Below are 22,891 nucleotides of genomic sequence, written 5' to 3'. Positions count from 1 at the left end.
CCGCCCGTAAAGCGGCTTTTTATGATTGAACATTCTTAGGTGTCTTTACGAAGATTTCCATTCTCCAGACTTCCCGCCACTCTTCTCAAGAAGTTTAATATCTCCCATCGCCATGCCTCGGTCTACTGCTTTGCACATATCATAGATTGTTAGTAGGGCAACCTGGACTGCAGTGAGGGCTTCCATTTCAACGCCTGTTGGTCCGGTAGTTTCTGCTCTGACTTGGCAGGTGATGCTACTTTCTTGGGGATTGCTTTTAAATTCCAGGCTAACGTGAGTCAGCGCTAATGGATGGCATAAAGGAATAAGGTCTGATGTTCTTTTTGATGCCTGAATCCCTGCAATTCGGGCAATACCCAGGACATCACCCTTTTTATGGCTACCTGCTTCCACCATCTTGAAAGTTTCAGGAAGCATGGTGATTTTGCCAGTGGCAATGGCTATACGATGGGTATTAGGCTTATCGCCAACATTTACCATGTGGGCTTGCCCACTTGCGTCAAAATGAGTTAGTTTGTTCATGGGATAAGTTTTACCATATAGAGATGCAAGACATAAAGTCCATTACAAAAACCTCTTTATTGCGCCGTGCTTTAGCTATTCAGCTGATGGTAGGGTTGGCTTTCTCTGGATTTCCTGCATATGCAGCCACTCCAACTGGGGATGTCTCTGTTGAGGGTAATTCAGCTGCCATTCAGAATATTGGTAGAGCAATGCAATCGCCCGATGCGCGTCCCACTAATGCGCCTACACGTAGCACTATGCAAAGTCAGCCAACGATTATTTTGCCCGACATGGGTGATCCTGGCGGAGACACCTTAAGCAGAATGGATGAGCGCAAGTATGGCGAAATGATCATGCGTCAGATTCGTCCCGATCCCGATTATTCAAATGACTTACCACTTTATGATTTTTTAAATCAAATGGAGCGCCGTCTATTGCAAGCCGCTAGGAAGTTGCAACTTGGGGGCGCAAATGAGCAGGGAAGTGGCGCTTATAACTTTGAAGTTTTCGCCGTGAAAGATAGCAGTATTAATGCGTTTGCTTTACCTGGCGGGTTTATTGGCTTTCATACGGGCCTGATAGTCAGTGCCGAATCTGATTCTGAGGTTGCTTCAGTGATGGGGCATGAGACTGGTCACGTATTACAACGCCATTTGGCGCGTCAGATGGACAAGCAAACCACCAACATGATGATTGCGCTGGCAGGTGTGGTGCTGGGGGCTTTAGCGGCCTCCCGTAACCCTTCTGCTGCTGCCGGTTTGATGCAGGGCGGTCAAGCGGTTGCAGTGAATAACCAGCTCTCATATTCCCGTGATGCGGAGCGTGAAGCAGATCGTATTGGATTCCAGATTCTGGATGCGAGTGGATATGATGTCAATGGCGCATCAGGATTCTTCCAGCGTTTGCAAAAAGCGACAGGGATTATGGATAAAGGGGTGCCAGGCTACGTTCGAACCCACCCTTTAACAACAGACCGTATTGCAGATATGCAGGATAGGGCAAGAACTGTGGGGGCGCGTAATGTTCCAACCTCTGTCGAGTTTTATTTCATCAAAGCACGAGCTCGCATGGAGCAATCAGGCACATCTAGTGGAATGTATGACTTGAAAAATACTTTTGAGAGCTACAGTAAGCAACAGGCTATCGGCAAGCAATTGGAAGGCCTCTATGGGCTGGCATTGATAGCGCAACGCCAAGGAAAAATTGACCAGGCAGAGGCTGATTTGCAACAAGCTCGCAATTTGGCTCAGAGGGCAAGCGCACCAGGATCGCCCATCCAAAGACAAAGCCTATCTCTAGACATCACTGCCTCAGAGCTGGCCTTAGCGAAAGGGAAAAGTGAAGAAGCATTACAAATTGCTCAGGCTACTTTGCGCGCTTATCCTCAGTCTTATGCCGCTGGTGCGGCCATGATTAATGCTGAGTTAAAACTAGGCCGCACTAATGATGCCATCACATGGTTAAAAGCCCGCACAAGGTCTCAGCCTAATGAGATTGTTTGGTGGACCTTGCTTTCTCAATCCTATGATCAGGCTAAGAATATCCCTATGCGTCATTACGCTCTCGGTGAAAAATATGCCTTAGAGGGAGCTTGGCCTTCAGCGATTGAGCAGTTGAGAATTGCTCGCGCTGCTGGTGGCTCCGATTTTTATCAAGGCTCTAGTATTGATGTGCGTTTGCGTGAAATGCAACGACAGTATCAAGATGAGCTTAAGGAGCAGGGCAAGAAAATGCCGGGCTAGGGCCGCGGATTTTTTATGTAATTAAAGCGTGCAGCAAGTTCCTCAGAGTGAATGGGTTCCAAAGACAACTGCTTGTTTTGCCAAACCCATGACCCCCCAAAACTACAAGCTTCTTCATGTAACTTGGCTAATCCAGAAAACTGATCTAAATCATGATCATGTAACAAAGCGATTGTTTGACTATTGCTCTCAGTAAATTGACCGTTCTTGCGATCGCTGCCGTTATAAATTATTTGATTTAGGTTTCCGACAATATAGATATTGCCCTTCTCATCACTCAGTGCGCCAGCTGGATCCATATTTTGATGGCATTGGTTAATAAAATTGAGACCTTTGTCACTAGGAAGAATTCTTACAATCCAGGGAGTAGCATCTAGTGTTATGTAAACGCGCTGTGGCCCATTCTGAAAAAAGTATCTACCGAGTTCATCGCAGGCATAGTTACGTACGATAAATTCTTTCAGAGCGGTGTGTTGAATTACCTGACCTGGGAGATTGTTGAGTTGCGTGAACTCATCTCGCATACGCCATTGACCGCGACGATCTAAGGCAAGCCAGCCATAGCAATCAGGCACATTTGGCCACTTCATCAGTGACCGAAGTACTTGATCATCCATGCTCTTTAGTGCAAGCCGTGGGGAGTAGAGGGGGCATCGAAAGTTTCTTCAGTCGAGTGGCTGGCATGCAAGTGTGCAATGCGCCAACCTTGACTATCTTGCAGCAGTACGAGCGTAATATTGAGAAAAAATTCCGCTTCAACTTGATCTACTCGCAGATGCACTGCTTCAGTTGTGTCGTATATAGCAGCACCTAAAACGGAGTGACTAATGCAAGCAATAGGCTCTAAAAATAAAGGTTGCTTGGCAAGCAGCCTTTCTAAGCCCTCTCGAATTTCTGCATGACCAGTTAGGCGATGACCTTCTGGAAGAACGCAGGTGATCGAGTCATCATCCAACCAAATATCTAGGGCACCCTGCACATCGCGATGGCGAAGTGCATCTCGCCACGCCTCTACAACTTCATCTGCATTGTGAAAGAGTCTGGCAAGTTTGGACATAGCTTACTGTTCCTGGGTTATGGCTGCAAGGTATTTAGTGTAGCGAATACTTGTTCCGGCAAGATGTCGTTTAAGCACTTTAAGTGACCTAGTGGACATTCTTTTTTATGGCATGGGCTGCAAGGCAGGTTGAGCCAAATTACCTTAGCTTTATCCGATAGCGGAGGAGTATGGGCCGGGTCACTCGATCCAAATATTGCGACTTGAGGAGTTTTGAGGGCTGCTGCAATATGCATTAGGCCGGAGTCATTGCTGATGACCGCTTTACCCATACCAATCAGGGCAATCGCTTCATCAAGTGAAGTATCTCCACACCAGTTATGAATATGACTATCTTGCTTTGCCTGAGACTGAATTTCTTGGGCAAGTACGTTATCGCCTTTGCTGCCCAAAAGTATGATTTGACTATGCAGATTGCTGGCAATGAGTTTTTGCGCCAATTGTGCAAAGTGACTTGTGGGCCATCGCTTGGTTGGGCCGTATTCGGCGCCAGGGCACATCACGTAGATGTTTGCTGGATCAACTTTGGCATTGAGTAATTTAGTCTGTACCGATTGATTAGCGGTAGCGGATACATTTAACTTGGGTACGAGATTGCTTGCTGTTGATACAGATTGCGCTTCATTAAGCAGTTGGCTTAATGCAAGATAGTGCTCCACCATAGGCGGCCGATTCACCTTACTTGGGTTATCTAGTGATAAGTTAATTAAGCCAAAGCGTAATTCGCCACGATAGCCAACCCGAAAAGGAATGTTAGCAAGCCAAGGAATGAGTGCTGACTTAAGGCTATTGGGTAATACAAAACAGGCTTGATATTTTTTTGTCGCCAGCTTTTTTGCTAGTTTTTTGCGAAGGTTCCACTGTAATTTTTTGTGTTCAAACTTCGCTTCAATGACTTCATGTACTTCAGGGCAAGCGCGATAAATTGGGGCTACCCAAGTGCTCGCTAGAACATCAATGTTTGCTTCTGGATATTGTTCTTTGAGCGATGCCAGTAATGGCTGAGTCATTACAGCGTCCCCAATCCAGTTTGGGGCAATGATCAGAATACCGTGCATGTAATGTATCCCGACTCAGCACCTCAGTAAGAGGTGCTGATAAGGCTTAGTGACCGTGCGGCTCAGTGCCGGGAATGAGTTTGTACTCGGTGCCGCAGTATGGGCACTTGGCTTCACCGGTTTCAGTAATGTCTAAGAAAACGCGTGGATGCGAGTTCCATGCTGGTGTTTTATTAGTGGGGCAGTGCAGCGGCAAATCTTTGCCATCCACCATTACAACTTGAGCTTGAGTCATGAGCTGTTTCCTAATTACTGAAATTATTTAACGTAAGTGAGCCAAGATTTATATTGAGGGTCTCTGCCATAGACTGCATCAAAATATATTTTCTGAATTTTCTCAGTGATCGGGCCACGCTTACCGTCGCCAATTGTGCGGTCATCCAATTCACGGATTGGGGTAACTTCAGCAGCAGTGCCGGTAAAGAATGCTTCATCAGCAGAATAGACTTCGTCGCGAGTCAGACGTTTTTCACGAACTTCATAGCCAAGATCTTTAGCGATCTGGATAACGGAGTCACGTGTGATGCCATCTAAGCATGAGGCTAAATCTGGTGTGTAAACGATGCCGTTACGAACCATAAAGAGGTTTTCACCTGAGCCTTCAGAAACATAACCTTCGGTATCCAGCAACAGAGCTTCATCGTATCCATTGGCAGTCACTTCTTGGTTAGCCAAAATAGAGTTGATGTAGTAGCCAGATGCCTTGGCGCGAACGAGTGAAGAATTGACGAAATGACGTGTAAATGAGGATGTTTTAACCCGAATGCCCTTATTTAGGCCATCTTCACCCAAATACGCACCCCATTCCCAGGCAGCTATCGAGGTATGGATGCTGTTACCTTTAGGGGAGATTCCAAGCTTTTGAGAGCCAATAAAGATAATTGGGCGGATATAGCAGGCTTCGAGCTTATTGCTGTTCACTACATCAATAATGCCCTTGGTGATCTCTTCAGGGCTAAAAGGCATGTTCATTTGGAAGATCTTGGTGCCATTAAAAAGGCGCTTTACGTGCTCTGGGAGGCGGAAAACAGCGGTTCCCTGAGGGGTTTTATAGGCTCGGATTCCCTCAAATACGCCCATTCCATAGTGGAGGCTATGGGTTAACACGTGAATATTGGCCTCACGCCAAGGAATTAGCTTCCCATCAGTCCAAATAAAGCCATCTCGGTCGGACATCGACATTTTCTTTACCTTTTGTGTCTATTAAGTATCTGTAAGCCAGGCAACCAGCCGATAGATTTTGGTCTTCCGGCCCAGAATGCATTTAAGTCCTTATTGTAGAGCAGGCAGGGCAGTCTGTCGGCTCGGATCCTCGGGGGTAGCTGGGCCAGAGCCTTTAGAATGGAGCTTTCCCCATAAACCACTTATTTACCCAAACTCATGCCGGATTCCTTATTTAAAGTTAAGCGTTTAAGCGAATTAGCCCAATCAGGTCAATTAAAGGGTAAGCGAGTGTTTATCCGTGCCGACCTCAATGTTCCCCAAGACGAAGCTGGAAACATTACTGAAGACACGCGCATACGGGCATCGATGCCAGCAGTGCAAATGTGCTTGGATGCTGGAGCGGCTGTAATGGTGACCTCCCATTTAGGGCGTCCAACGGAGGGGGAATTTAAACCAGAAGATAGTTTGGCCCCTGTTGCTGATCGCATTGCTAGCTTACTGAATCGCAAAGTTCCATTAATTAGCGATTGGGTGAATGGGGGATTTGAAGTAAATCCTGGAGAGATAGTATTGCTAGAAAACTGCCGCCTTAATGTTGGCGAAAAAAAGAACAGTGATGAGTTGGCTAAAAAAATCGCAGCATTGTGCGATGTCTATGTAAACGATGCATTCGGAACCGCTCACCGCGCAGAAGCTACTACATATGGCGTAGCCAAGTTTGCGCCAGTTGCTTGCGCCGGCCCTTTGATGGCTGCTGAATTAGATGCATTGAGTCGTGCATTAGCCAGTCCAAAACGTCCTCTAGTTGCCATTGTTGCCGGCTCCAAAGTTTCTTCTAAGCTCACTATTTTGAAGGCCTTGTCTGAGAAAGTGGATGAGCTCATCGTTGGTGGTGGCATTGCGAATACCTTCATGTTGGCCAAAGGTTTGCCTATTGGTAAATCTCTTGCTGAGCCTGATTTAGTGGATGAAGCTAGAGAGATCATGGAGATCATGGAAAAGCGTGGCGCTCATGTGCCGATTCCAGAAGATGTTGTCGTTGCTAATGAGTTGTCTCCATTAGCCCGCGCAAACCGAGTTTCATCTGATCAAGTAGCAGAAGACGACATGATTTTGGATATCGGCCCAAAGACCGCTGCGCGCTTATCGATCATGCTTGCTCATGCAGGCACGATTGTTTGGAATGGCCCACTAGGCGTATTTGAAATTGATCAATTTGGCGGTGGAACTAAGATGTTAGCTGCAGCCATTGCGCACTCACCTGCATTCTCCATTGCAGGTGGCGGCGATACTTTGGCAGCAATTGCAAAATACGGTATTGAGAATCAAGTAGATTACATCTCTACTGGTGGTGGCGCCTTCTTAGAATTCCTAGAAGGTAAAACTTTGCCAGCCTTTGCAATACTTACTGAAAGAGCGAAAGAATAAATATGTTGAGAGCAACAAAGATCATTGCAACCTTAGGGCCTGCTTCCGAAAAGCCTGAAATCTTGCGTGACATGATCCGTGCTGGTGTAGATGTTGTGCGGATGAACTTCTCTCACGGTACCGTTGCTGACCACAAGGCGCGTCATGACTTAGTGCGCACAATTTCCGCTGAAGCTGGTAAAGAAGTCGGCATCATGGCTGACTTACAAGGTCCTAAAATTCGCGTTGGTAAATTTGTCGATAGCAAAATTCTTCTAAAGGAAGGCGATAAATTTACTCTGGACGTAGCTTGTGAGCTCGGGGATCAATCCAAAGTAGGTCTTGATTACAAAGAGCTCCCGGGTGATGTAAAGCCTGGCGACCGTCTTTTATTGAATGATGGTTTAGTTGTTCTCACAGTTGAGAGCGTTAAAGGCGGAGAGATTTTTACTATCGTTGAGCAGGGTGGATCACTCTCCAATAACAAAGGCATCAATCGTGCTGGTGGCGGCTTGACCGCACCAGCACTGACTGAAAAAGATATTGCTGATTTAGATGCGGCGATTGCCATGGGTGTTGATTTCTTGGCAATTAGTTTTCCTAAAGATGGTGCTGATATGGCGTATGCCCGTAAACTGGCAGACGCTGCGAGCGCTAAATATGGGGTTGGCAAAGTAAGGACAATTGCCAAGGTAGAGCGCGCAGAAGCCATTGAACCTGAGGCACTTAAAAGTATTATTGCTGAGAGTGACGGCATTATGGTTGCTCGTGGCGACCTTGCTATTGAAGTTGGCAATGCCGCAGTGCCTGCTTTGCAAAAGCGCATGATTAAGTGGGCGCGTGAAGCGGATAAATTTACGATTACCGCTACACAAATGATGGAGTCGATGATCAATGCTCCAGTACCAACACGTGCGGAAGTGAGTGACGTTGCCAATGCTGTTTTAGATGGCACCGATGCAGTAATGTTATCTGCTGAATCTGCTGCTGGTATGTATCCTGTTCAAACGATTAAAGCGATGGCAGAAATTTGTATCGAGGCTGAGAAATCAGACCCCGTGAAATTAGATACCGACTTTTTGGATCAAACATTTGCACGTATTGATCAAACCATTGCTTTGGGTGCTCTATTTACAGCCCACCACTTACATGCCAATGCGATTGCCGCATTAACGGACTCAGGTTCAACAGCCATTTGGATGAGTCGTCACAATATACATGTGCCGATCTTTGCATTAACCTCCAAGATTGCAACTCAGCGGGCTTTAAGTACCTATCGCAATGTCACTCCAATTGGCTTGGACTACACAAAAGATCGTGATACTGCCTTACAAGAGGTAGAGGCTTGCTTAAAAAAAGTGGGTGCTGTCGAAAAAGGTGACACCGTAGTGCTAACTTGTGGTGAGCCAATGGGTGAGCCTGGTGGAACGAACACTCTCAAAATTATTCATGTGAAGTAATTTACATTTACAAACGCAAAACAGATTCATAACGGATTTATTTTTAACCTCATTAACATTTATTAAGAGAACATCATGGCTTTAGTATCTTTAAGACAACTCTTGGATCATGCTGCTGAAAACGGTTACGGCCTACCAGCTTTTAACGTGAATAACTTAGAGCAAGTAACGGCAATCATGGAAGCAGCGAATGAAGCTGATTCCCCGGTGATCATGCAGGCTTCTGCTGGCGCACGAAAATATGCTGGTGAGGCATTCTTACGCCATCTGATTTCTGCAGCAGTGGAGGCTTACCCCCATATTCCCGTAGTGATGCACCAAGACCATGGTCAAAGCCCAGCAGTTTGTATGGCAGCAATCAAGAGCGGCTTTACTAGCGTAATGATGGATGGTTCATTGGAAGCAGATGGCAAGAGTGTTGCTAGTTACGAGTACAACGTCGACGTATCCAAAGAGGTGGTGAAGTTCTCCCACTCGATTGGAGTTACTGTGGAAGCTGAACTCGGTGTATTAGGCTCACTTGAGACTATGCAGGGCGATAAAGAAGATGGCCATGGCGCTGATGGCAAGATGACACGCGAGCAGTTGCTGACTGACGTTGAACAAGCTGCTGATTTTGTGAAGGCAACCCAATGTGATGCTTTAGCTATTGCGATTGGTACTAGCCATGGCGCATACAAGTTCACCAAAAAGCCAACGGGTGATATTTTGGCTATCGATCGTATTAAAGAAATTCATGCACGTATTCCGAATACGCATTTGGTAATGCATGGCTCTTCTAGCGTTCCTCAGGAGTTGCTTGCTGAGATTCGCGAATTCGGTGGTGATATGAAAGAGACTTACGGCGTACCTGTTGAAGAGATCCAAGAGGGCATTAAGAACGGCGTTCGTAAGATCAATATCGATACAGATATCCGTTTAGCGATGACTGGTGCGATTCGCCGTTACTTTATTGAAAACCCAACTAAGTTTGATCCCCGCGATTATTTGAAGCCCGCCCGTGAAGCTGCTAAGAAGGTATGCATCGCGCGTTTCCAAGCTTTTGGTTCTGCTGGTCAGGCATCCAAAATTAAACCAATTTCTTTGGAGAAAATGGCAGAGCTATATAAGAGTGGCAAATTAACCCAAATAGTGAAGTGATTGAAATATGCCCGCTTTGTACGCTACCTCTATTAAGTCATTGCCTTTATTGTCTAAAGGTAAGGTTCGCGATGTTTATGCATTAGATGACGATAAGTTATTGATGATTACAACGGACCGCCTCTCTGCATTTGACGTAGTCATGGGCGAGCCTATTCCTGAGAAGGGTGTGGTTCTGAATCAAATGGCTAATTTTTGGTTTGATAAATTAGCTTCTGTTATTCCAAATCATTTAACTGGTGTTGACCCAACCACCGTCGTTGCTGCAGATGAAGTAGACCAGGTCAAAGGCCGCGCTGTTGTGGCTAAGCGTCTTAAACCAATTTTGGTTGAAGCGGTAGTTCGTGGCTATCTGGCAGGAAGTGGCTGGAAAGATTACAAAGAAACTGGCAAAGTTTGCGGCATTGCCTTGCCAGAAGGTTTGGAGAATGCGCAGAAATTACCTGAGCCTATTTTCACTCCAGCTGCAAAAGCAGAAGTGGGTGAGCATGACGAAAATATCTCATTTGAAAAAGTGATTGAGATGATTGGCGAAAAGTTAGCTAATCAAATTCGTGAGGTGAGTATTCGTTTGTATAAAGAAGCTTCTGAATACGCCGCTACTCGTGGAATCATCATTGCCGATACCAAGTTTGAGTTTGGATTAGATGCAAATGGCCAGCTAGTGTTAATGGACGAAATCTTGACTGCAGATTCTTCACGTTTCTGGCCGGCGGAGACCTACTATGTTGGTTCAAACCCGCCTTCTTATGACAAGCAATTTGTCCGAGATTGGCTTGAAACCGCTATGGTGGATGGTAAGTTATGGTCTAAAACAGCCCCTGCACCTCAATTACCAGTAGATGTAATTGAAAAGACTGCCCAAAAGTATCGTGAAGCGCTAACCCGTCTTACTAAGACTGCTTAACGGATAGGTGTAACTCGAGGATAATAGAGTCCTTGATAGATATAAGGTATTTGGAGAGGTAAATGAGCAAGAGGCCAATCGTCGGAATAGTGATGGGATCCAATTCAGATTGGGACACCATGCAGCACGCTGCTCAAATGCTCGAGCAATTTGGTATTGCTCATGAAGCTAAAGTCCTCTCCGCTCATCGTATGCCTGACGATATGTTCCAGTATGCAGAAAAAGCGCTGGCTAACGGCTTGCAGGCAATTATTGCTGGAGCAGGTGGCGCAGCCCATTTACCGGGCATGCTTGCATCTAAGACTATCGTCCCAGTTTATGGCGTTCCCGTTGCAAGCAAATATTTGCGCGGTGAAGATTCTCTCTATTCCATTGTGCAGATGCCAAAGGGTATACCTGTCGCTACTTTCGCAATTGGAGAGGCTGGTGCTGCTAATGCTGCCCTGCATGTGATTGCTGGTTTAGCTTTGCATGACGCTGATTTGGCGAAACGCTTAGAAGAGTTTCGTGTAAAGCAGTCTGATGCTGCGCGTTCAATGAATTTGCCGGGATATTAATTACATGGCAGATCGTATGGAGCCCATTTTGCCGGGTTCGTATTTAGGAATTTTAGGTGGCGGTCAATTGGGGCGGATGTTCACTCAGGCTGCTCAAGCGATGGGCTATAAGGTTTGCGTACTTGATCCAGGCTCAGATAGCCCTGCAGGCTCTATTGCTGAAAAATATATTCAAGCTGAATACACCGATAGTACTGCTTTAAAAGAGATGGCTGCTCTCTGTTCATCAGTGAGTACTGAGTTTGAAAATGTGCCCGCTCAAGCTTTAGATGAGTTGGAGGCTCTGGGGGTCTTTGTGGCGCCAAGCAGCAGTTGCGTTTCATTGGCTCAAAATCGCATTGCTGAGAAAAATTTCTTGGCTGCTTGGAAATCAGAAACTAACATTGGGCCGGCCCCCAACTTTGTGATTGAGCATGAAGCAGACATTGCGCATACTCCTATCGATCTCTTTCCTGGAATATTAAAAACTGCTCGTATGGGTTATGACGGCAAAGGTCAGATTACTGTTTATTCACTCGAAGAGTTGACCAATGCGTGGAATGAATTCGGGCGTGTACCGTGCGTGCTAGAAAAGCGTATGGACTTAGATTTTGAAGTATCGGCTTTAGTAGTGCGTGGCTATGACGATGCTGTAGTGGCTTATCCAGTTGCTCAAAATATTCACCGCGAGGGTATTTTGCATACCTCGACTGTGCCAGCCCCTTCACTTAAGCCTGCCCAAGAAAAGAAAATCATTGATGCTGCTAAGGCGCTCATTCGGAAGATTGATTACGTTGGCGTTCTTTGTGTTGAGTTCTTTGTTCTCAAGAATGGCGACATTATTGCTAATGAGATCGCGCCGCGTCCCCATAATTCTGGACACTACACCATGGATGCCTGTGTGAGCAGCCAGTTTGAGCAGCAGGTTAGAGCAATGGCTAGATTGCCTTTGGGTGACACCCGTCAGTTAGCTCCAGTATCTATGTTGAACTTATTGGGCGACCTTTGGTTTGAAGGGAATGAAGATCAGCCAAAAGAGCCTGCTTGGGATAAAGTACTAGCCCATCCTGATGCCAAGTTACATCTCTATGGCAAATCTGCCCCCAGAATTGGTAGAAAAATGGGTCACATTAACTGCTTGGGTGAAGCCCTTAATGAAGCACGCCAAAATTGTGCAGCTGTTGCTCTTGAATTAGGGATCGAGCCCTAGAATGTCTAGGGGAAATTCCGATAGTACGTCAATGCAATCATCAGCAGTGATTAATGAAGCAGTGCAAACATTGCGTGATGGAGGTTTGGTTGCATTTCCCACTGAGACTGTTTATGGCTTGGGTGCGGATGCTAAAAATCCTGAAGCGATTAAGCAAATATTCATTGCTAAGGGACGCCCGTCAAATCATCCTTTAATTGTTCATTTAGCTGCTCCAGATAAATTCGATCAAACCCAAATTGATTGGGTAGCACTATTAGCGCCGTGGGTAAGAGATTTATCTGAAGAAGCGCTAAAGTTAATTAATGCCTTTTGGCCAGGACCATTAACTCTGGTCTTTAAGAAGGGTAAAAGCGTTTTAAATGAGTTAACAGGTGGGCAAGATACAGTAGCCATTCGTGCGCCCTCTCATCCAATTGCTCAAGAGCTGTTGCGTAAATTTAAAGGTGGTGTTGTAGCCCCTTCAGCGAATCGCTTTGGTAAGGTTTCCCCTACGAGTGCCGCAGATGTCCGTCATGAATTCGAGGGCATGTTGGATTTAATGGTGTTGGATGGCGGCGATTGTGAAGTTGGTATTGAATCAACCATCATCGATTTATCTTCAGGCGATAAGGCCATACTTCTGAGACCGGGCTCTATTACTCCAAGTGAGATCTTTGCCAAAACAGGTGTGAAGGTATATCAACCTGGAGAGGTAAAGAGTGGTAACGAAGTAACTGTCGATTTACCCAGGGTATCTGGAAGTCTCAAGGCACATTACGCACCAACTACTCCATTACGCCTTTATGCTCCTGGCCGTGTCTTGGATGCTTTAAGTGAGTTTCCGGATATCAAGTCTAGGGTTGCAGTAGCGGTTTGGGATTCTGAATCTTCTTTGGTTCTCGATGATCATCCATCAACAGATGTTGAAGAAGTAATTGTCTCTAGTGATCCGACCACATTTGCTAGCAGGCTATATCGCTCCTTGCGTGATTTAGACCAGCAAGGCTGGGATTTGATTTTGTTCCCGGAGCCGCCAGCAGGCGAGGAGTGGGATGGCGTTAGAGACCGGCTTCAGCGCGCGTGCTTTGGTTCTGGCCCATCCTCAAGCAACCACGACAACAACTGATCGTGAGCATCTAGACCTTTCCAGGCATTGGGATGGTTGATGAATGAAGTTACCGCATACATCTTTCCGGATTTACTTAAAACATAACCTGATATTGCCCGCACATCTGCAAGTGAGCCTGTCTTAATTCTAGCTTCTGGTTTTTTCTTAAGGTGTAAAAATTTTCGCAGTTGACTCATCAAGCGATTACGCATCGTGCCATCTGTACCGGCAATCGGTAGGCTGTTATAAAAAATATCACCCACGGAAAGATTGCGAGCAGTCAATAAAAGTTGGTTCATCTGACTTGCTGAGATTGCTTCATTGCGCGATAACCCTGAGCCATTCTCAATAATCAGACCCTCAAAGTCCAAACCATTTTTTTTGAGCCAACTCTGAATCACTAAGTCACCGTTGGCGGTGGTTGCAGGCTTACCCATTTTTTCTAGCGCTAGAGTCAAAAGAACTTGGCGAGCCATGACGTTATTGGAGTATTTGTTGATGTCTAAAACATCATCTGCCAATGAAATACCTTCAAACTGAAGTAGTAGTCGTGCTGCAAGCGGTACAGCACCGTCTTTGCCAACCGGCGGCTGCGTCCATGTACCGCCGGCTAATTCCCAGGCGGCCGCAAAACCTTGCGTTAGAAAGGTATTGGCATCTAATGCGACGACATTAAAGTTTACGCCCTTACAGGAGCTCGGAAATGCACCAGAGAACTGAGCAGTTAAGGGCTGATCGGTATTGCTGACGCCTTCTGGATCCAAATTAAAGCGAATATTACTTTTCCAGTTATCGCATGAACGATCAACTAATTGCATCTGATTGGATACCTTTAGCTGAGACAAGGGTGGGCTATAGTTAATATCTATAAAGTCTGCGGTACGCGATTTACCCAGCTGAAACGAGATTGTTCTAAACGCATAGAGCAAAGGGTCTGGTGGAGCGTTATAGGCGCGAAGAGATTCGCCATCAATGGTATTGTGTTCCATCGCACTCGGTGCATAAGCACTTCGATCAAAGAATAAATTACCATCAATCTTCTGAATGCCAAGGCCTTGAAGATCTTTCATCATCTTTGCTAGCTCTTCAGGAACGAGCTTAGGATCACCAGTGCCCTGCAAATAAATGTTGCCCTTTAAGACCCCCTGACGAATCACACCATCGGTATATACATTGGTTCGCCAGCGATACTGTGGACCCAAGATATCTAAGCCGCTCAATGTGGTGAGTAGCTTCATAGTTGAAGCAGGGTTCATTGGATCGCCACTGCGCCAATCTAAAACTTTCTTGGCTAGGTTCTTTCCGGAGCGACCAGGTTCAATCTCTAAAACTGAAATGCTTACAGCATCAAGAGGTATTTGATTGCGCTCTAGACTACTGCTTACGGCCTTAGGAATTTCTGGAGGCGCGTTTTCATTGGCGCTGGCTAAAGAGCTAGCTAGCCAAAAGACGGCCGCTATTATGGCCAGGGAGCGAGGAAAAAAATGATGCATTTCCCATAGGATAAACCCACATTACTGGATGTAGCGCTACTCCCAAGACGAAAACTTTGAATATCTTGCTTGATAACGGCGAATGATTTGATTTTGCGCCTCTAGCAATTGGATGAAGGTGCTGATCCTAACGCTTAGATTACCCTCTTGTTCTAAGGATTCGCAAGCCTGAACAAATGATTGGGCGCTCAACAACTGTGCGCCCCCTTTCACCTTATGAACTAGTCTACAGAAGTCGCTTTCGTTGCATTTATCGTCCTTGATGGTTTCAAGGACTTCATCATGAACCTTTTTAATCTCTTCTAGGATGACCAGAATGTATTCTGGGTTTTCTTTTAAGAGATTGCCAAAAGCATCAAATGAATATGCTTCCAATTTTTTTGTGGGGAGAGGTGCATCATCCGTTTCCTTGGATATGAAATAACGAGATAGTTCATTTTCTAATGTCATTAGGCTTAATGGCTTTATGAGAACAGCATTCATACCAGCAGCTAAAAATTGTTGACGCGAATCTAGCGCATAAATATCGGCAGTAATTCCAATAATGATGAGATCTTGATGTCCCTTATCTCGTAGGTGCTTGGCAAGTTCTGACCCCTGCATGCCTGGAATGGATTGATCGGTTAGGAGTAGATCGAAATCTTGTTGGTCTATGAGATCAAGTGCGCAAATAGCGTTATCACAAACCGATACTTCGATACCTAAGACTTGAAGTTGTAAAGAAATAATCTGACGGCTTGCGGGATGATCTTCGACTACTAGGGCTTGTAACGGGGGCTCATCGCTTTGAGCGTGCTTAGATACTAGTCTTCTGGAGGGGCTGGTATGTTCTGAAGTTGAGGGACTAGTTGCAGCTATGGTCGTTCGGGGGAATGCGAGACAAAAATGGACATTACTTCCAAAGCCAGGGGCGCTTTCAAAATAGAGCTGGCTATTCATTGAGGTAACAAGATGATTGGTGATGGTTAAACCAAGACCAGTTCCATTTGCTTGTTCAGTAGTGCCTGGTATCTGCTCAAAAGGTTGCAGCGCAAGGGCAATTTCTTCCGATCCCATGCCAACTCCCGTATCAATAATTCTGAATTCAATCAGTTGCCCTGCATGATCATCTGCCAAGACGCTAATTGAAAAATAAACCTCACCCTGATCAGTGAATTTTATTGCGTTACTAATGAGGTTTTGCAATATTTGACGTAAGCGCAATCCATCTAGCATTAAAACTTCCGCAATGCGTGGGTCTTTAGAGGTATGAAGTTGAAGACTTTGTTTTTGGGCTACTGTCGTAAATGCTGAATCGATATCATCTATCAAAGCATTGAGATTGCAGGGTTCAATATTGAGTGTGAGTTTACCGGCCTCTATTTTTGAGAGATCCAGAACTTGATTTAGGATTCCGAGAAGAGATTCTGCTGATGAGTGCGCACTCTTCAATAAAGCTTTTTCACTTTCAGGAAGAGGTCTCTTGAGTAAGAGTTCTTGAACACCCAAAATTGCATTCATTGGCGTGCGAATCTCATGACTCATAGTGGCAAGGAAGGCGGACTTCGCAGCATTTGCATGTTCAGCCTGCTCTTTTGATGACATCAGAATATCTGCTTCTTGTTTTTGAAGAGATTGTTTCTGATGCATGCGCCATAACCAATAGGCGCCAATGAGCAGGATCCCTAAGGTGGAGAACCAGGGCATGAAGTAAGCTGGAGTGGCAGTCTCTGTTTCAAAAGTGGATGGATTGAGGTTAAAAAGTTGGCGAGATGCGATTGGGTCTAGATTATTAAGAAAACGTCCAAGTACACCATGTAAAGCCTGATCTTGATGCGAAATGAGCCAGCGATATGCAAATGGTTCTCTGCTGTAAAGCCCATCAATCTTTAGATCCCTTCCTTCCAATTGTTGAATGAGTTGCTGGGCTAAGCGAAGCGGTAAGACAAGTGCTTCAACATCTTTTTTGAGAAGATCAATGATTAGTGTATCGATATGACTAGATGAACTGGATTGAAGCTGTTTAGGTATTGGCGGGTTTTCAAAACCACGATCAAAGAACGCAATATTGATTGGTTCAATAGGCATATCATGTTTTGATCGCCTTGTCAGAATGGCATCGTGACCCCAAAAGATTGCTTCCGATAATGAGCCGAACTTGAGGTATTCATCATCCAAGACTGGGGGATCAATGATGAAATCGACTTCTCCGGCAGCGAGTTGTTGAAGTCCTTCTTGATCAGTTTTGCGCCACTTTGGCAGAAATTCTTGCTTGGTAAATTCACCTAACTTAATTAATAGGCCATGAAAGACCCCGCACTCCCCCCTTCCATTAATTTCTAGATAGGGTGCATATTTTTCGTGAATGCTAAAACGCACCACAGGATGGGCATCGATCCACCTTTGCTCTGTTGAGCTGAGTAATTTTGCAGAAGTACTACCCATAAAGCCAGTCAATATGACAAAAAGGGTAATGTGCATGATAGATCGATGCATTGCGACTTAGCTTTCGATAATGTTGTTCATACGACAGAACAAGATGAGATCAGCGATATTGTTAATCCCTAATTTGTCAAAGACCCTAGTCTTATAAGTTGCGACAGTCTTATTGCTGATGTGCAACATGTCAGAGATCTGTTGATTGGTATTTCCTTTGCCGAGGTATTTCATGACTTGCAATTCTCGATCAGAAATTAAAGCCAGCTTATCGTTATCAGTTAATGAGCTATTACCATTTTTACCATGAGTAAAAAAGTTGTAACCTTGCGAGATAGCAACGCAGGCGGCTAAGATCACATCAGCCCCAGCAGTTTTATTTACAAAGCCATGACCACCTAAGGAGCGAACTCTACCGCCGTAAACTGCTTCGTCCATGCTGGAGAGAACAAGCATTCGAACTTCGGGATACATTAATCCGATACGGCGTATGACATCAAAGCCATCTGTCTTGGGCATATCTAAATCTAGAATCACCATATTGGGATTAACCTCTTTCATGGATCTGAGGCACTCCTCACCATTCTGGGCTTGTCCTGCAATTTCAAATAACAACTGATCTTGCAACATACTTTTAAGAGCCATCAGCATTGCTGGATGGTCATCTACCAACATCACGCGTTTTCTCATTACTTGTCTCCGTTTTGGTTTGGGTGTTGATGAGGGTGCAGCGAAAAAATGGCTTTAGCGATACGGCTATCGTTAATCTGTAGCATCTGATGGCGGCTGACAGGCGGCATCATGAGCCCACCATAAGAATGGTCGGCAATGAGAGTGGAAGCACTTTCTAAATCCTTTACCAGCCCGATATTGCTGGCATAAAATTTTGTAGGGGAATAGGATGATTGCCTGAGTTGGGCCAGTACACCGCTTGCTAGCTCACGCTCACGAAACTGACTCATGTCAATATGTACACCTTCTAATTGCATCTCTGTGATCCACTGCAACTCCTCAACACTTCCAGTAAATTTCATAAAATGCAGTAAGACGCCAAGCCGACGTAAGCGTAGCAATCCTTCTTTGCATGCATCAGAAATGTTGGACTCAGGCATTGTTAGAATGCCAATGTTTACTAAGCCAACCGGTAGGCGTGAGTTCAAAATGAGCTCACTCATTGCATCTATATATCCGCTTGTGGCTATGGCATGCGTTGGTATTGGCAAGATGCCGGGAATAAAGCGACCGGTACGATACCAATATGCAATAGTGTCTAGACCCTCCATAAAAAGGCGTAGTAATTGCATATTGGACGCAATAAGAAGTGGTCTAAATAAAGATCCTGTCAGTTTTGTGCCCTTGCAGTTAAAAATGGGTTCATGACTAATTGCCTGTCGCTTAGACCAGGATTGGTGTTCTTCTAGGGCTTGGTTGCTTAGGCCAAGCCAGGGGTCGCCACAGGCGTCTCGTACTTCTTGGGAGGGTTTGTTCTTCCATGCCTTTACAAGTGTGTACAGCCGGGATTTCGGGCTCATCAGCATTCTCCAATCGGTGACTGTCCAGTCTAGGCAGGACGGATTGGAGCGGTAAGGGCTTTGGGCTGATTTATCTGTAGGAATTGTCCTACCAGCCTGTCCAAAGTATAGATAGGGGCTAAATCCTTAAAGAATTTATGGGGATCTGCTCTTGAAATCCAAGGATTCAGACCTATATAATCAGCACTCCCTACATGCGAGTGCTAAAAGGTGATTTGTACCTAAATAACCCTTGGCTTCCGTGTGAAGAGATTATAAATCTTTGATTTATATAGTTTATTTAAATAGTTAACACTTACTAACATAGGAGAAGAGATGAATTTGCGTCCCTTACATGATCGCGTAATCATCAAGCGTTTAGATCAAGAATCAAAAACTGCTTCCGGAATCATCATTCCTGACGCTGCTGCAGAAAAGCCTGATCAAGGTGAAGTTCTAGCAGTAGGCCCAGGTAAGCGCGATGACAGCGGCAAATTAAATGCACCTGACGTCAAAGTAGGCGACCGTGTGTTGTTTGGTAAATATGCAGGTCAAACAGTAAAAGTTGACAGCGAAGAACTCATCGTGATGCGTGAAGACGACATCATGGCTGTTGTACAGAAGTAATTTCGGTATTTAAGAGAGGAATTTAATCATGGCAGCAAAAGATGTTGTATTTGGAGATAGCGCCCGCACCAAAATGGTCGAAGGCGTTAATATTCTTGCTAATGCAGTGAAAACAACTTTGGGACCAAAGGGTCGCAACGTAGTGATCGAGCGTTCATTCGGTGGGCCAACAATCACTAAAGATGGTGTATCCGTAGCAAAAGAAATCGAACTCAAAGATAAGCTCCAGAATATGGGTGCTCAGATGGTTAAGGAAGTTGCTTCCAAAACTGCTGACATCGCTGGTGACGGTACAACTACCGCTACTGTATTGGCTCAGTCTATCGTTCGCGAAGGTATGAAATATGTAGTTTCAGGCCATAACCCAATGGACTTGAAGCGCGGTATCGACAAAGCTGTTGCAGCAGCTATCCAAGAACTTGCAAAAATCAGCAAGCCTTGCACCACTACTAAAGAAATCGCTCAGGTAGGTTCTATCTCTGCAAACAGCGACCACAGTATTGGTCAGCGCATTGCAGAAGCGATGGAAAAAGTGGGTAAAGAAGGCGTTATCACTGTTGAAGATGGCAAGTCATTAGAAGACGAGCTGGAAGTAGTTGAAGGTATGCAGTTTGACCGCGGTTACCTCTCTCCATACTTCATCAATCAACCAGAAAAACAAGTTGCCGTATTGGAAAGCCCATATGTTCTCTTGTTTGACAAGAAGATTGCTAACATCCGTGATTTGCTCCCAGTACTTGAGCAAGTAGCGAAGTCTGGCCGTCCATTGTTGATCATTGCAGAAGATGTTGAAGGCGAAGCCTTGGCAACTTTAGTTGTGAATAATATTCGCGGCATTATCAAGACTTGTGCTGTTAAGGCTCCAGGTTTTGGCGATCGTCGTAAAGCAATGTTGGAAGACATCGCGATTTTGACTGGCGGTACAGTGATCGCTGAAGAAATCGGTCTCACACTCGAGAAAACAACTCTTGAGCACTTGGGTCAAGCGAAGCGTATCGAAGTAGGCAAAGAAAATACCATCATCATTGACGGTGCTGGCGATGCTAAAGCGATTGAAGCTCGCGTGAAGAACATTCGTGTTCAGATCGAAGAAGCTACTAGCGACTACGATAAGGAAAAATTGCAAGAGCGTGTAGCCAAGTTGGCCGGCGGTGTTGCAGTGATTCGTGTTGGCGCTGCTACTGAAGTAGAAATGAAAGAGAAGAAGGCTCGTGTTGACGACGCATTACACGCAACTCGTGCAGCTGTTGAAGAAGGTATTGTTCCTGGCGGCGGCGTAGCGTTGATTCGTGCAATGCAAGGTATCAAGGGCTTGAAAGGCGATAACGCTGATCAAGATGCCGGTATCAGCATCGTATTGCGCGCTATGCAAGAGCCATTGCGTACTATCGTTAGCAATGCCGGTGAAGATGCTGGTGTCGTTGTTAATGCCGTACAAGCAAGCACAGGTAATAACGGCTACAACGCGGCTACTGGTGAATACGGTGACCTCGTTGCACAAGGTGTTATCGACCCAACTAAGGTCACAAAAACTGCATTGGTAAATGCGGCTTCTGTTGCTGGCTTATTGTTGACTACCGATTGCGCAATCTCTGAAGCGCCAAAGGATGAATCTGGTGCTGGTGGTATGCCTGATATGGGTGGTATGGGTGGAATGGGCGGCATGATGTAATAGCCATTACTTTCCTCAGCCATCTGGCTGTAGAAATAAGAGCGCCTGGTTCAAAAGACCAGGCGCTTTTTTATTTGGTTCTTCTCGAATTAGTCAGGCTGTATACCGCCATCCTTAATCACTTTTTTCATCTTTACCAATCCCTGTGCAATCATTTCTTTTAAATGATCTGGGCCGAGAGGGACAAATTCAAAGCCTTGCTGAATAAGTTGTTCACGTAGCTTTGGATCTCTTAGCGCAGTTGCTAAAGACTCATTTAGTTTTTCAATAATTGCTGGTGAAGTACCTTTGGGTGCTAGTAGGGCGCTCCAGGTTGAGAATTCATAACCTTTTACGCTCTCACTAATTGTTGGAGCGTTGGGTAGCAGCGGAGACCGTGTTTTACTCGCCACTCCCAATACCTTTAGCTTCCCAGCGCGAATATGAGGAAGTACAACCGATAAAGCGCTGATCATCACTGGTACTTGGCCTGCCATGACGTCAGTGACTGCTGCAGCAGCTCCACGATAAGGAATGTGAACGATTGGGGCGCCAGTATATTGGCGGAAGATTTCCATGCCAATATGCTGTGGTGAACCATTGCCCCCAGATGCATAGTCAATCCTACCGGGCTTTTCTTTAGCAATACGCACTAGGTCTGCTGCGGTATTTCCGGGAAATGTTGGGTTGGCAACCATCACAAAAGTAATCGCAGCTACCTCAGATATTGGAGCAAAACTTTGAATCGGATCGTAATCAATCTTTTTGTATAGATTGGGTAACATCGTTAGGATACTGTCATTAAATGCGCCCAAGACATAGCCATCAGCGGGACTTTGTGCAACCTTAGCTGCGCCAATTATCCCGCGCCTCCTGGAATGTTTTCTATTGTGATTGCTTGACCTAGGCTTTCACCCATTTTTTGGGCAACTGGGCGCATCAAGATGTCAACGCCACTTCCTGCTTGAAGCGGCATGACGGTTTGAATGGTTCGGTTAGGGTAGTTGCTTTGTGAGCTGGCTGATCCTACCCAAAAAATTGCGCATATTGAGATTAAAAAAGCAATAAATGCTGATTTGAATTGCATATTGTCTCCACCTATTAAGTGATGAAGCATTCTGTCGACGCTTCTATGACGTATCTTAGCGCAATAAAAAACCGCCCGTAGGCAGTTTCCTAAGGCGACTAGTTCTTAAATTTACTCAACAAACCTTCTTCGTATCATCGAATACCTAAAAGATGAATCTGCTGGTGGTATGTCTGATATGGGCAACACTGGCAGAATGAGTAGCATTATGTAATAGCCGTTAATTTCCCCAGCTATCTGGCTGTAGAAATAAGAGCGTCTGGTTCAAAAGACCAGGCGTTTTTTATTTATAGGTGTAAGCTGTACCGAACATTACCACTGGAACGGGCGTCAAAATGATTAGTCGCAATCAAGCAACCCACTTCATTTCAATAGGTTTGCTCTTCATGGGTTCTGCCCTTCTTTGTAGGGCTTCAATTGCCCAATCGGCTGACTCTCAGCCGGTATTTCAGAAAAGTGTCTCTAATTTGCGTAACCAGCGTTATTGCGAAGTTCTGGTGGGCAAACGAGCTTGGCTCAATTTAGAGGTAAAAGTATTTAATACGCAAGGCCTTAATCTTTGTCCTGAAGCACAGTGGAAAACCTTGACCAAAGAATCTATTGCGAAGAATTTTGATGCCTCATTTGTTTTGTTAAATGGTCCTCGTTATTGGACGATGGATGAAATACAGGCGGCAGGTAATACTGTCAATGACGTAAAAGAACCTTGGATTCAACCGGTCAACGCAACAGATTGGGCAAAACGTTCTGCCGGTGTTTGATAGTTTAGTGTCTTTCTAGGGCGCTCATTCAGTTTCCTAGCTATGGCATTAAGCTTAGCCTGTGAGTAATT

At 45.3% G+C, this 22,891-nt stretch carries 23 protein-coding genes and 1 pseudogene; 11 read left to right on the top strand and 13 right to left on the bottom strand.

Features of this window, described 5'->3' with window-relative positions:
* Positions 1 to 45: 45 nt before the first annotated feature.
* A complete protein-coding gene (moaC, locus tag ICN48_RS03875; protein ID WP_216152417.1) occupies positions 46 to 522 on the bottom strand; it encodes a cyclic pyranopterin monophosphate synthase MoaC in 477 nt (158 codons plus the stop codon).
* Between the two features lie 23 nt (positions 523 to 545).
* Here moaC and ICN48_RS03870 point away from each other — a divergent pair, with 23 nt between their 5' ends.
* Entirely contained in the window at positions 546 to 2,246 is a 1,701-nt protein-coding gene (locus ICN48_RS03870) for a M48 family metalloprotease (protein WP_216152416.1), read from the top strand.
* On the opposite strand, the gene ICN48_RS03865 is transcribed toward ICN48_RS03870, so the two are convergent.
* Genes ICN48_RS03865 through ICN48_RS03845 form a run of 5 tightly spaced genes read right to left on the bottom strand, consistent with a single transcriptional unit; the run spans position 2,243 to position 5,543 of the window.
* Positions 2,243 to 2,863 (bottom strand): DUF2946 family protein, encoded by a 621-nt coding sequence (locus ICN48_RS03865; RefSeq protein WP_216152415.1) that lies wholly within the window; start codon positions 2,861 to 2,863, stop codon positions 2,243 to 2,245. The genes ICN48_RS03870 and ICN48_RS03865 overlap by 4 nt on opposite strands.
* A gap of 5 nt (positions 2,864 to 2,868) precedes the next feature.
* On the bottom strand, positions 2,869 to 3,303 hold the full coding sequence (locus ICN48_RS03860; protein WP_216152414.1) for a nuclear transport factor 2 family protein: 435 nt from the start codon (positions 3,301 to 3,303) through the stop codon (positions 2,869 to 2,871).
* A 17-nt stretch (positions 3,304 to 3,320) separates the two neighbouring features.
* A complete protein-coding gene (waaF, locus tag ICN48_RS03855; protein ID WP_216152413.1) occupies positions 3,321 to 4,361 on the bottom strand; it encodes a lipopolysaccharide heptosyltransferase II in 1,041 nt (346 codons plus the stop codon).
* A gap of 46 nt (positions 4,362 to 4,407) precedes the next feature.
* Entirely contained in the window at positions 4,408 to 4,596 is a 189-nt protein-coding gene (locus tag ICN48_RS03850) for a zinc-finger domain-containing protein (RefSeq protein ID WP_072582777.1), read from the bottom strand.
* A 23-nt stretch (positions 4,597 to 4,619) separates the two neighbouring features.
* Complete coding sequence (locus ICN48_RS03845; RefSeq protein WP_216152412.1) at positions 4,620 to 5,543, bottom strand: branched-chain amino acid transaminase; 924 nt, start codon at positions 5,541 to 5,543, stop codon at positions 4,620 to 4,622.
* A 198-nt stretch (positions 5,544 to 5,741) separates the two neighbouring features.
* On the opposite strand from ICN48_RS03845, the gene ICN48_RS03840 reads away from it, so the two are divergent.
* The 7 genes from ICN48_RS03840 (at position 5,742) to ICN48_RS03810 (ending at position 13,293) form a co-directional block, all read left to right on the top strand.
* Positions 5,742 to 6,953, top strand: a complete 1,212-nt coding sequence (locus tag ICN48_RS03840; RefSeq protein ID WP_216152411.1) for a phosphoglycerate kinase — start codon at positions 5,742 to 5,744, stop codon at positions 6,951 to 6,953.
* A gap of 2 nt (positions 6,954 to 6,955) precedes the next feature.
* Entirely contained in the window at positions 6,956 to 8,392 is a 1,437-nt protein-coding gene (pyk, locus tag ICN48_RS03835) for a pyruvate kinase (RefSeq protein ID WP_216152410.1), read from the top strand.
* A 75-nt stretch (positions 8,393 to 8,467) separates the two neighbouring features.
* Entirely contained in the window at positions 8,468 to 9,532 is a 1,065-nt protein-coding gene (gene fba / locus ICN48_RS03830; RefSeq protein ID WP_215360205.1) for a class II fructose-bisphosphate aldolase, read from the top strand.
* A gap of 7 nt (positions 9,533 to 9,539) precedes the next feature.
* A complete protein-coding gene (locus ICN48_RS03825) occupies positions 9,540 to 10,439 on the top strand; it encodes a phosphoribosylaminoimidazolesuccinocarboxamide synthase (protein ID WP_216152409.1) in 900 nt (299 codons plus the stop codon).
* A gap of 62 nt (positions 10,440 to 10,501) precedes the next feature.
* Positions 10,502 to 10,996, top strand: coding sequence for a 5-(carboxyamino)imidazole ribonucleotide mutase (purE, locus tag ICN48_RS03820; protein ID WP_216152408.1), 495 nt, complete (start codon positions 10,502 to 10,504; stop codon positions 10,994 to 10,996).
* 4 nt (positions 10,997 to 11,000) lie between these two features.
* A complete protein-coding gene (locus ICN48_RS03815; RefSeq protein WP_216152407.1) occupies positions 11,001 to 12,185 on the top strand; it encodes a 5-(carboxyamino)imidazole ribonucleotide synthase in 1,185 nt (394 codons plus the stop codon).
* A gap of 31 nt (positions 12,186 to 12,216) precedes the next feature.
* On the top strand, positions 12,217 to 13,293 hold the full coding sequence (locus tag ICN48_RS03810; protein WP_255539452.1) for an L-threonylcarbamoyladenylate synthase: 1,077 nt from the start codon (positions 12,217 to 12,219) through the stop codon (positions 13,291 to 13,293).
* Here the strand turns inward: ICN48_RS03810 and dacB are convergent.
* From dacB to ICN48_RS03790, 4 genes are read right to left on the bottom strand one after another with little or no spacing between them, the layout of a single operon-like run.
* The gene (dacB, locus tag ICN48_RS03805; RefSeq protein WP_216152405.1) at positions 13,239 to 14,768 is read right to left on the bottom strand and encodes a D-alanyl-D-alanine carboxypeptidase/D-alanyl-D-alanine-endopeptidase; all 1,530 of its coding nucleotides are present in this window, start codon (positions 14,766 to 14,768) and stop codon (positions 13,239 to 13,241) included. The two genes, ICN48_RS03810 and dacB, sit on opposite strands and share 55 nt — an antisense overlap.
* A gap of 36 nt (positions 14,769 to 14,804) precedes the next feature.
* Positions 14,805 to 17,228, bottom strand: a complete 2,424-nt coding sequence (locus tag ICN48_RS03800) for an ATP-binding protein (protein ID WP_216152404.1) — start codon at positions 17,226 to 17,228, stop codon at positions 14,805 to 14,807.
* A gap of 21 nt (positions 17,229 to 17,249) precedes the next feature.
* Positions 17,250 to 17,873 (bottom strand): response regulator transcription factor, encoded by a 624-nt coding sequence (locus ICN48_RS03795; RefSeq protein WP_216152403.1) that lies wholly within the window; start codon positions 17,871 to 17,873, stop codon positions 17,250 to 17,252.
* Positions 17,873 to 18,715, bottom strand: a complete 843-nt coding sequence (locus tag ICN48_RS03790; protein ID WP_216152402.1) for a diguanylate phosphodiesterase — start codon at positions 18,713 to 18,715, stop codon at positions 17,873 to 17,875. The genes ICN48_RS03795 and ICN48_RS03790 overlap by 1 nt, the downstream gene beginning before the upstream one ends.
* 315 nt (positions 18,716 to 19,030) lie before the next feature.
* Here ICN48_RS03790 and ICN48_RS03785 point away from each other — a divergent pair, with 315 nt between their 5' ends.
* The gene (locus ICN48_RS03785; RefSeq protein WP_072582790.1) at positions 19,031 to 19,321 is read left to right on the top strand and encodes a co-chaperone GroES; all 291 of its coding nucleotides are present in this window, start codon (positions 19,031 to 19,033) and stop codon (positions 19,319 to 19,321) included.
* A gap of 28 nt (positions 19,322 to 19,349) precedes the next feature.
* Positions 19,350 to 20,993: a chaperonin GroEL gene (gene groL, locus ICN48_RS03780; protein WP_216152401.1), complete on the top strand. Its 1,644-nt coding sequence runs from the start codon at positions 19,350 to 19,352 to the stop codon at positions 20,991 to 20,993.
* 89 nt (positions 20,994 to 21,082) lie between these two features.
* On the opposite strand, the gene ICN48_RS03775 is transcribed toward groL, so the two are convergent.
* The gene (locus ICN48_RS03775) at positions 21,083 to 21,787 is read right to left on the bottom strand and encodes a tripartite tricarboxylate transporter substrate binding protein (RefSeq protein WP_255539451.1); all 705 of its coding nucleotides are present in this window, start codon (positions 21,785 to 21,787) and stop codon (positions 21,083 to 21,085) included.
* 44 nt (positions 21,788 to 21,831) lie between these two features.
* Positions 21,832 to 22,059 (bottom strand): hypothetical protein, encoded by a 228-nt coding sequence (locus ICN48_RS03770; RefSeq protein WP_216152400.1) that lies wholly within the window; start codon positions 22,057 to 22,059, stop codon positions 21,832 to 21,834.
* Between the two features lie 335 nt (positions 22,060 to 22,394).
* Between ICN48_RS03770 and ICN48_RS03765 the strand changes: the two genes are divergently transcribed.
* Entirely contained in the window at positions 22,395 to 22,820 is a 426-nt protein-coding gene (locus ICN48_RS03765) for a hypothetical protein (protein WP_216152399.1), read from the top strand.
* On the opposite strand, the pseudogene ICN48_RS03760 reads toward ICN48_RS03765, so the two are convergent.
* Positions 22,772 to 22,891, bottom strand: a pseudogene (locus tag ICN48_RS03760) (IS30 family transposase); the annotation flags it as partial. The gene ICN48_RS03765 and the pseudogene ICN48_RS03760 overlap by 49 nt on opposite strands.

It is taken from the genome of Polynucleobacter sp. JS-Safj-400b-B2 (assembly GCF_018881975.1).
Taxonomy (GTDB): domain Bacteria; phylum Pseudomonadota; class Gammaproteobacteria; order Burkholderiales; family Burkholderiaceae; genus Polynucleobacter.
Note: the sequence above shows the minus strand (reverse complement) of the source record. Positions and strands in the feature narration are given on the sequence as shown.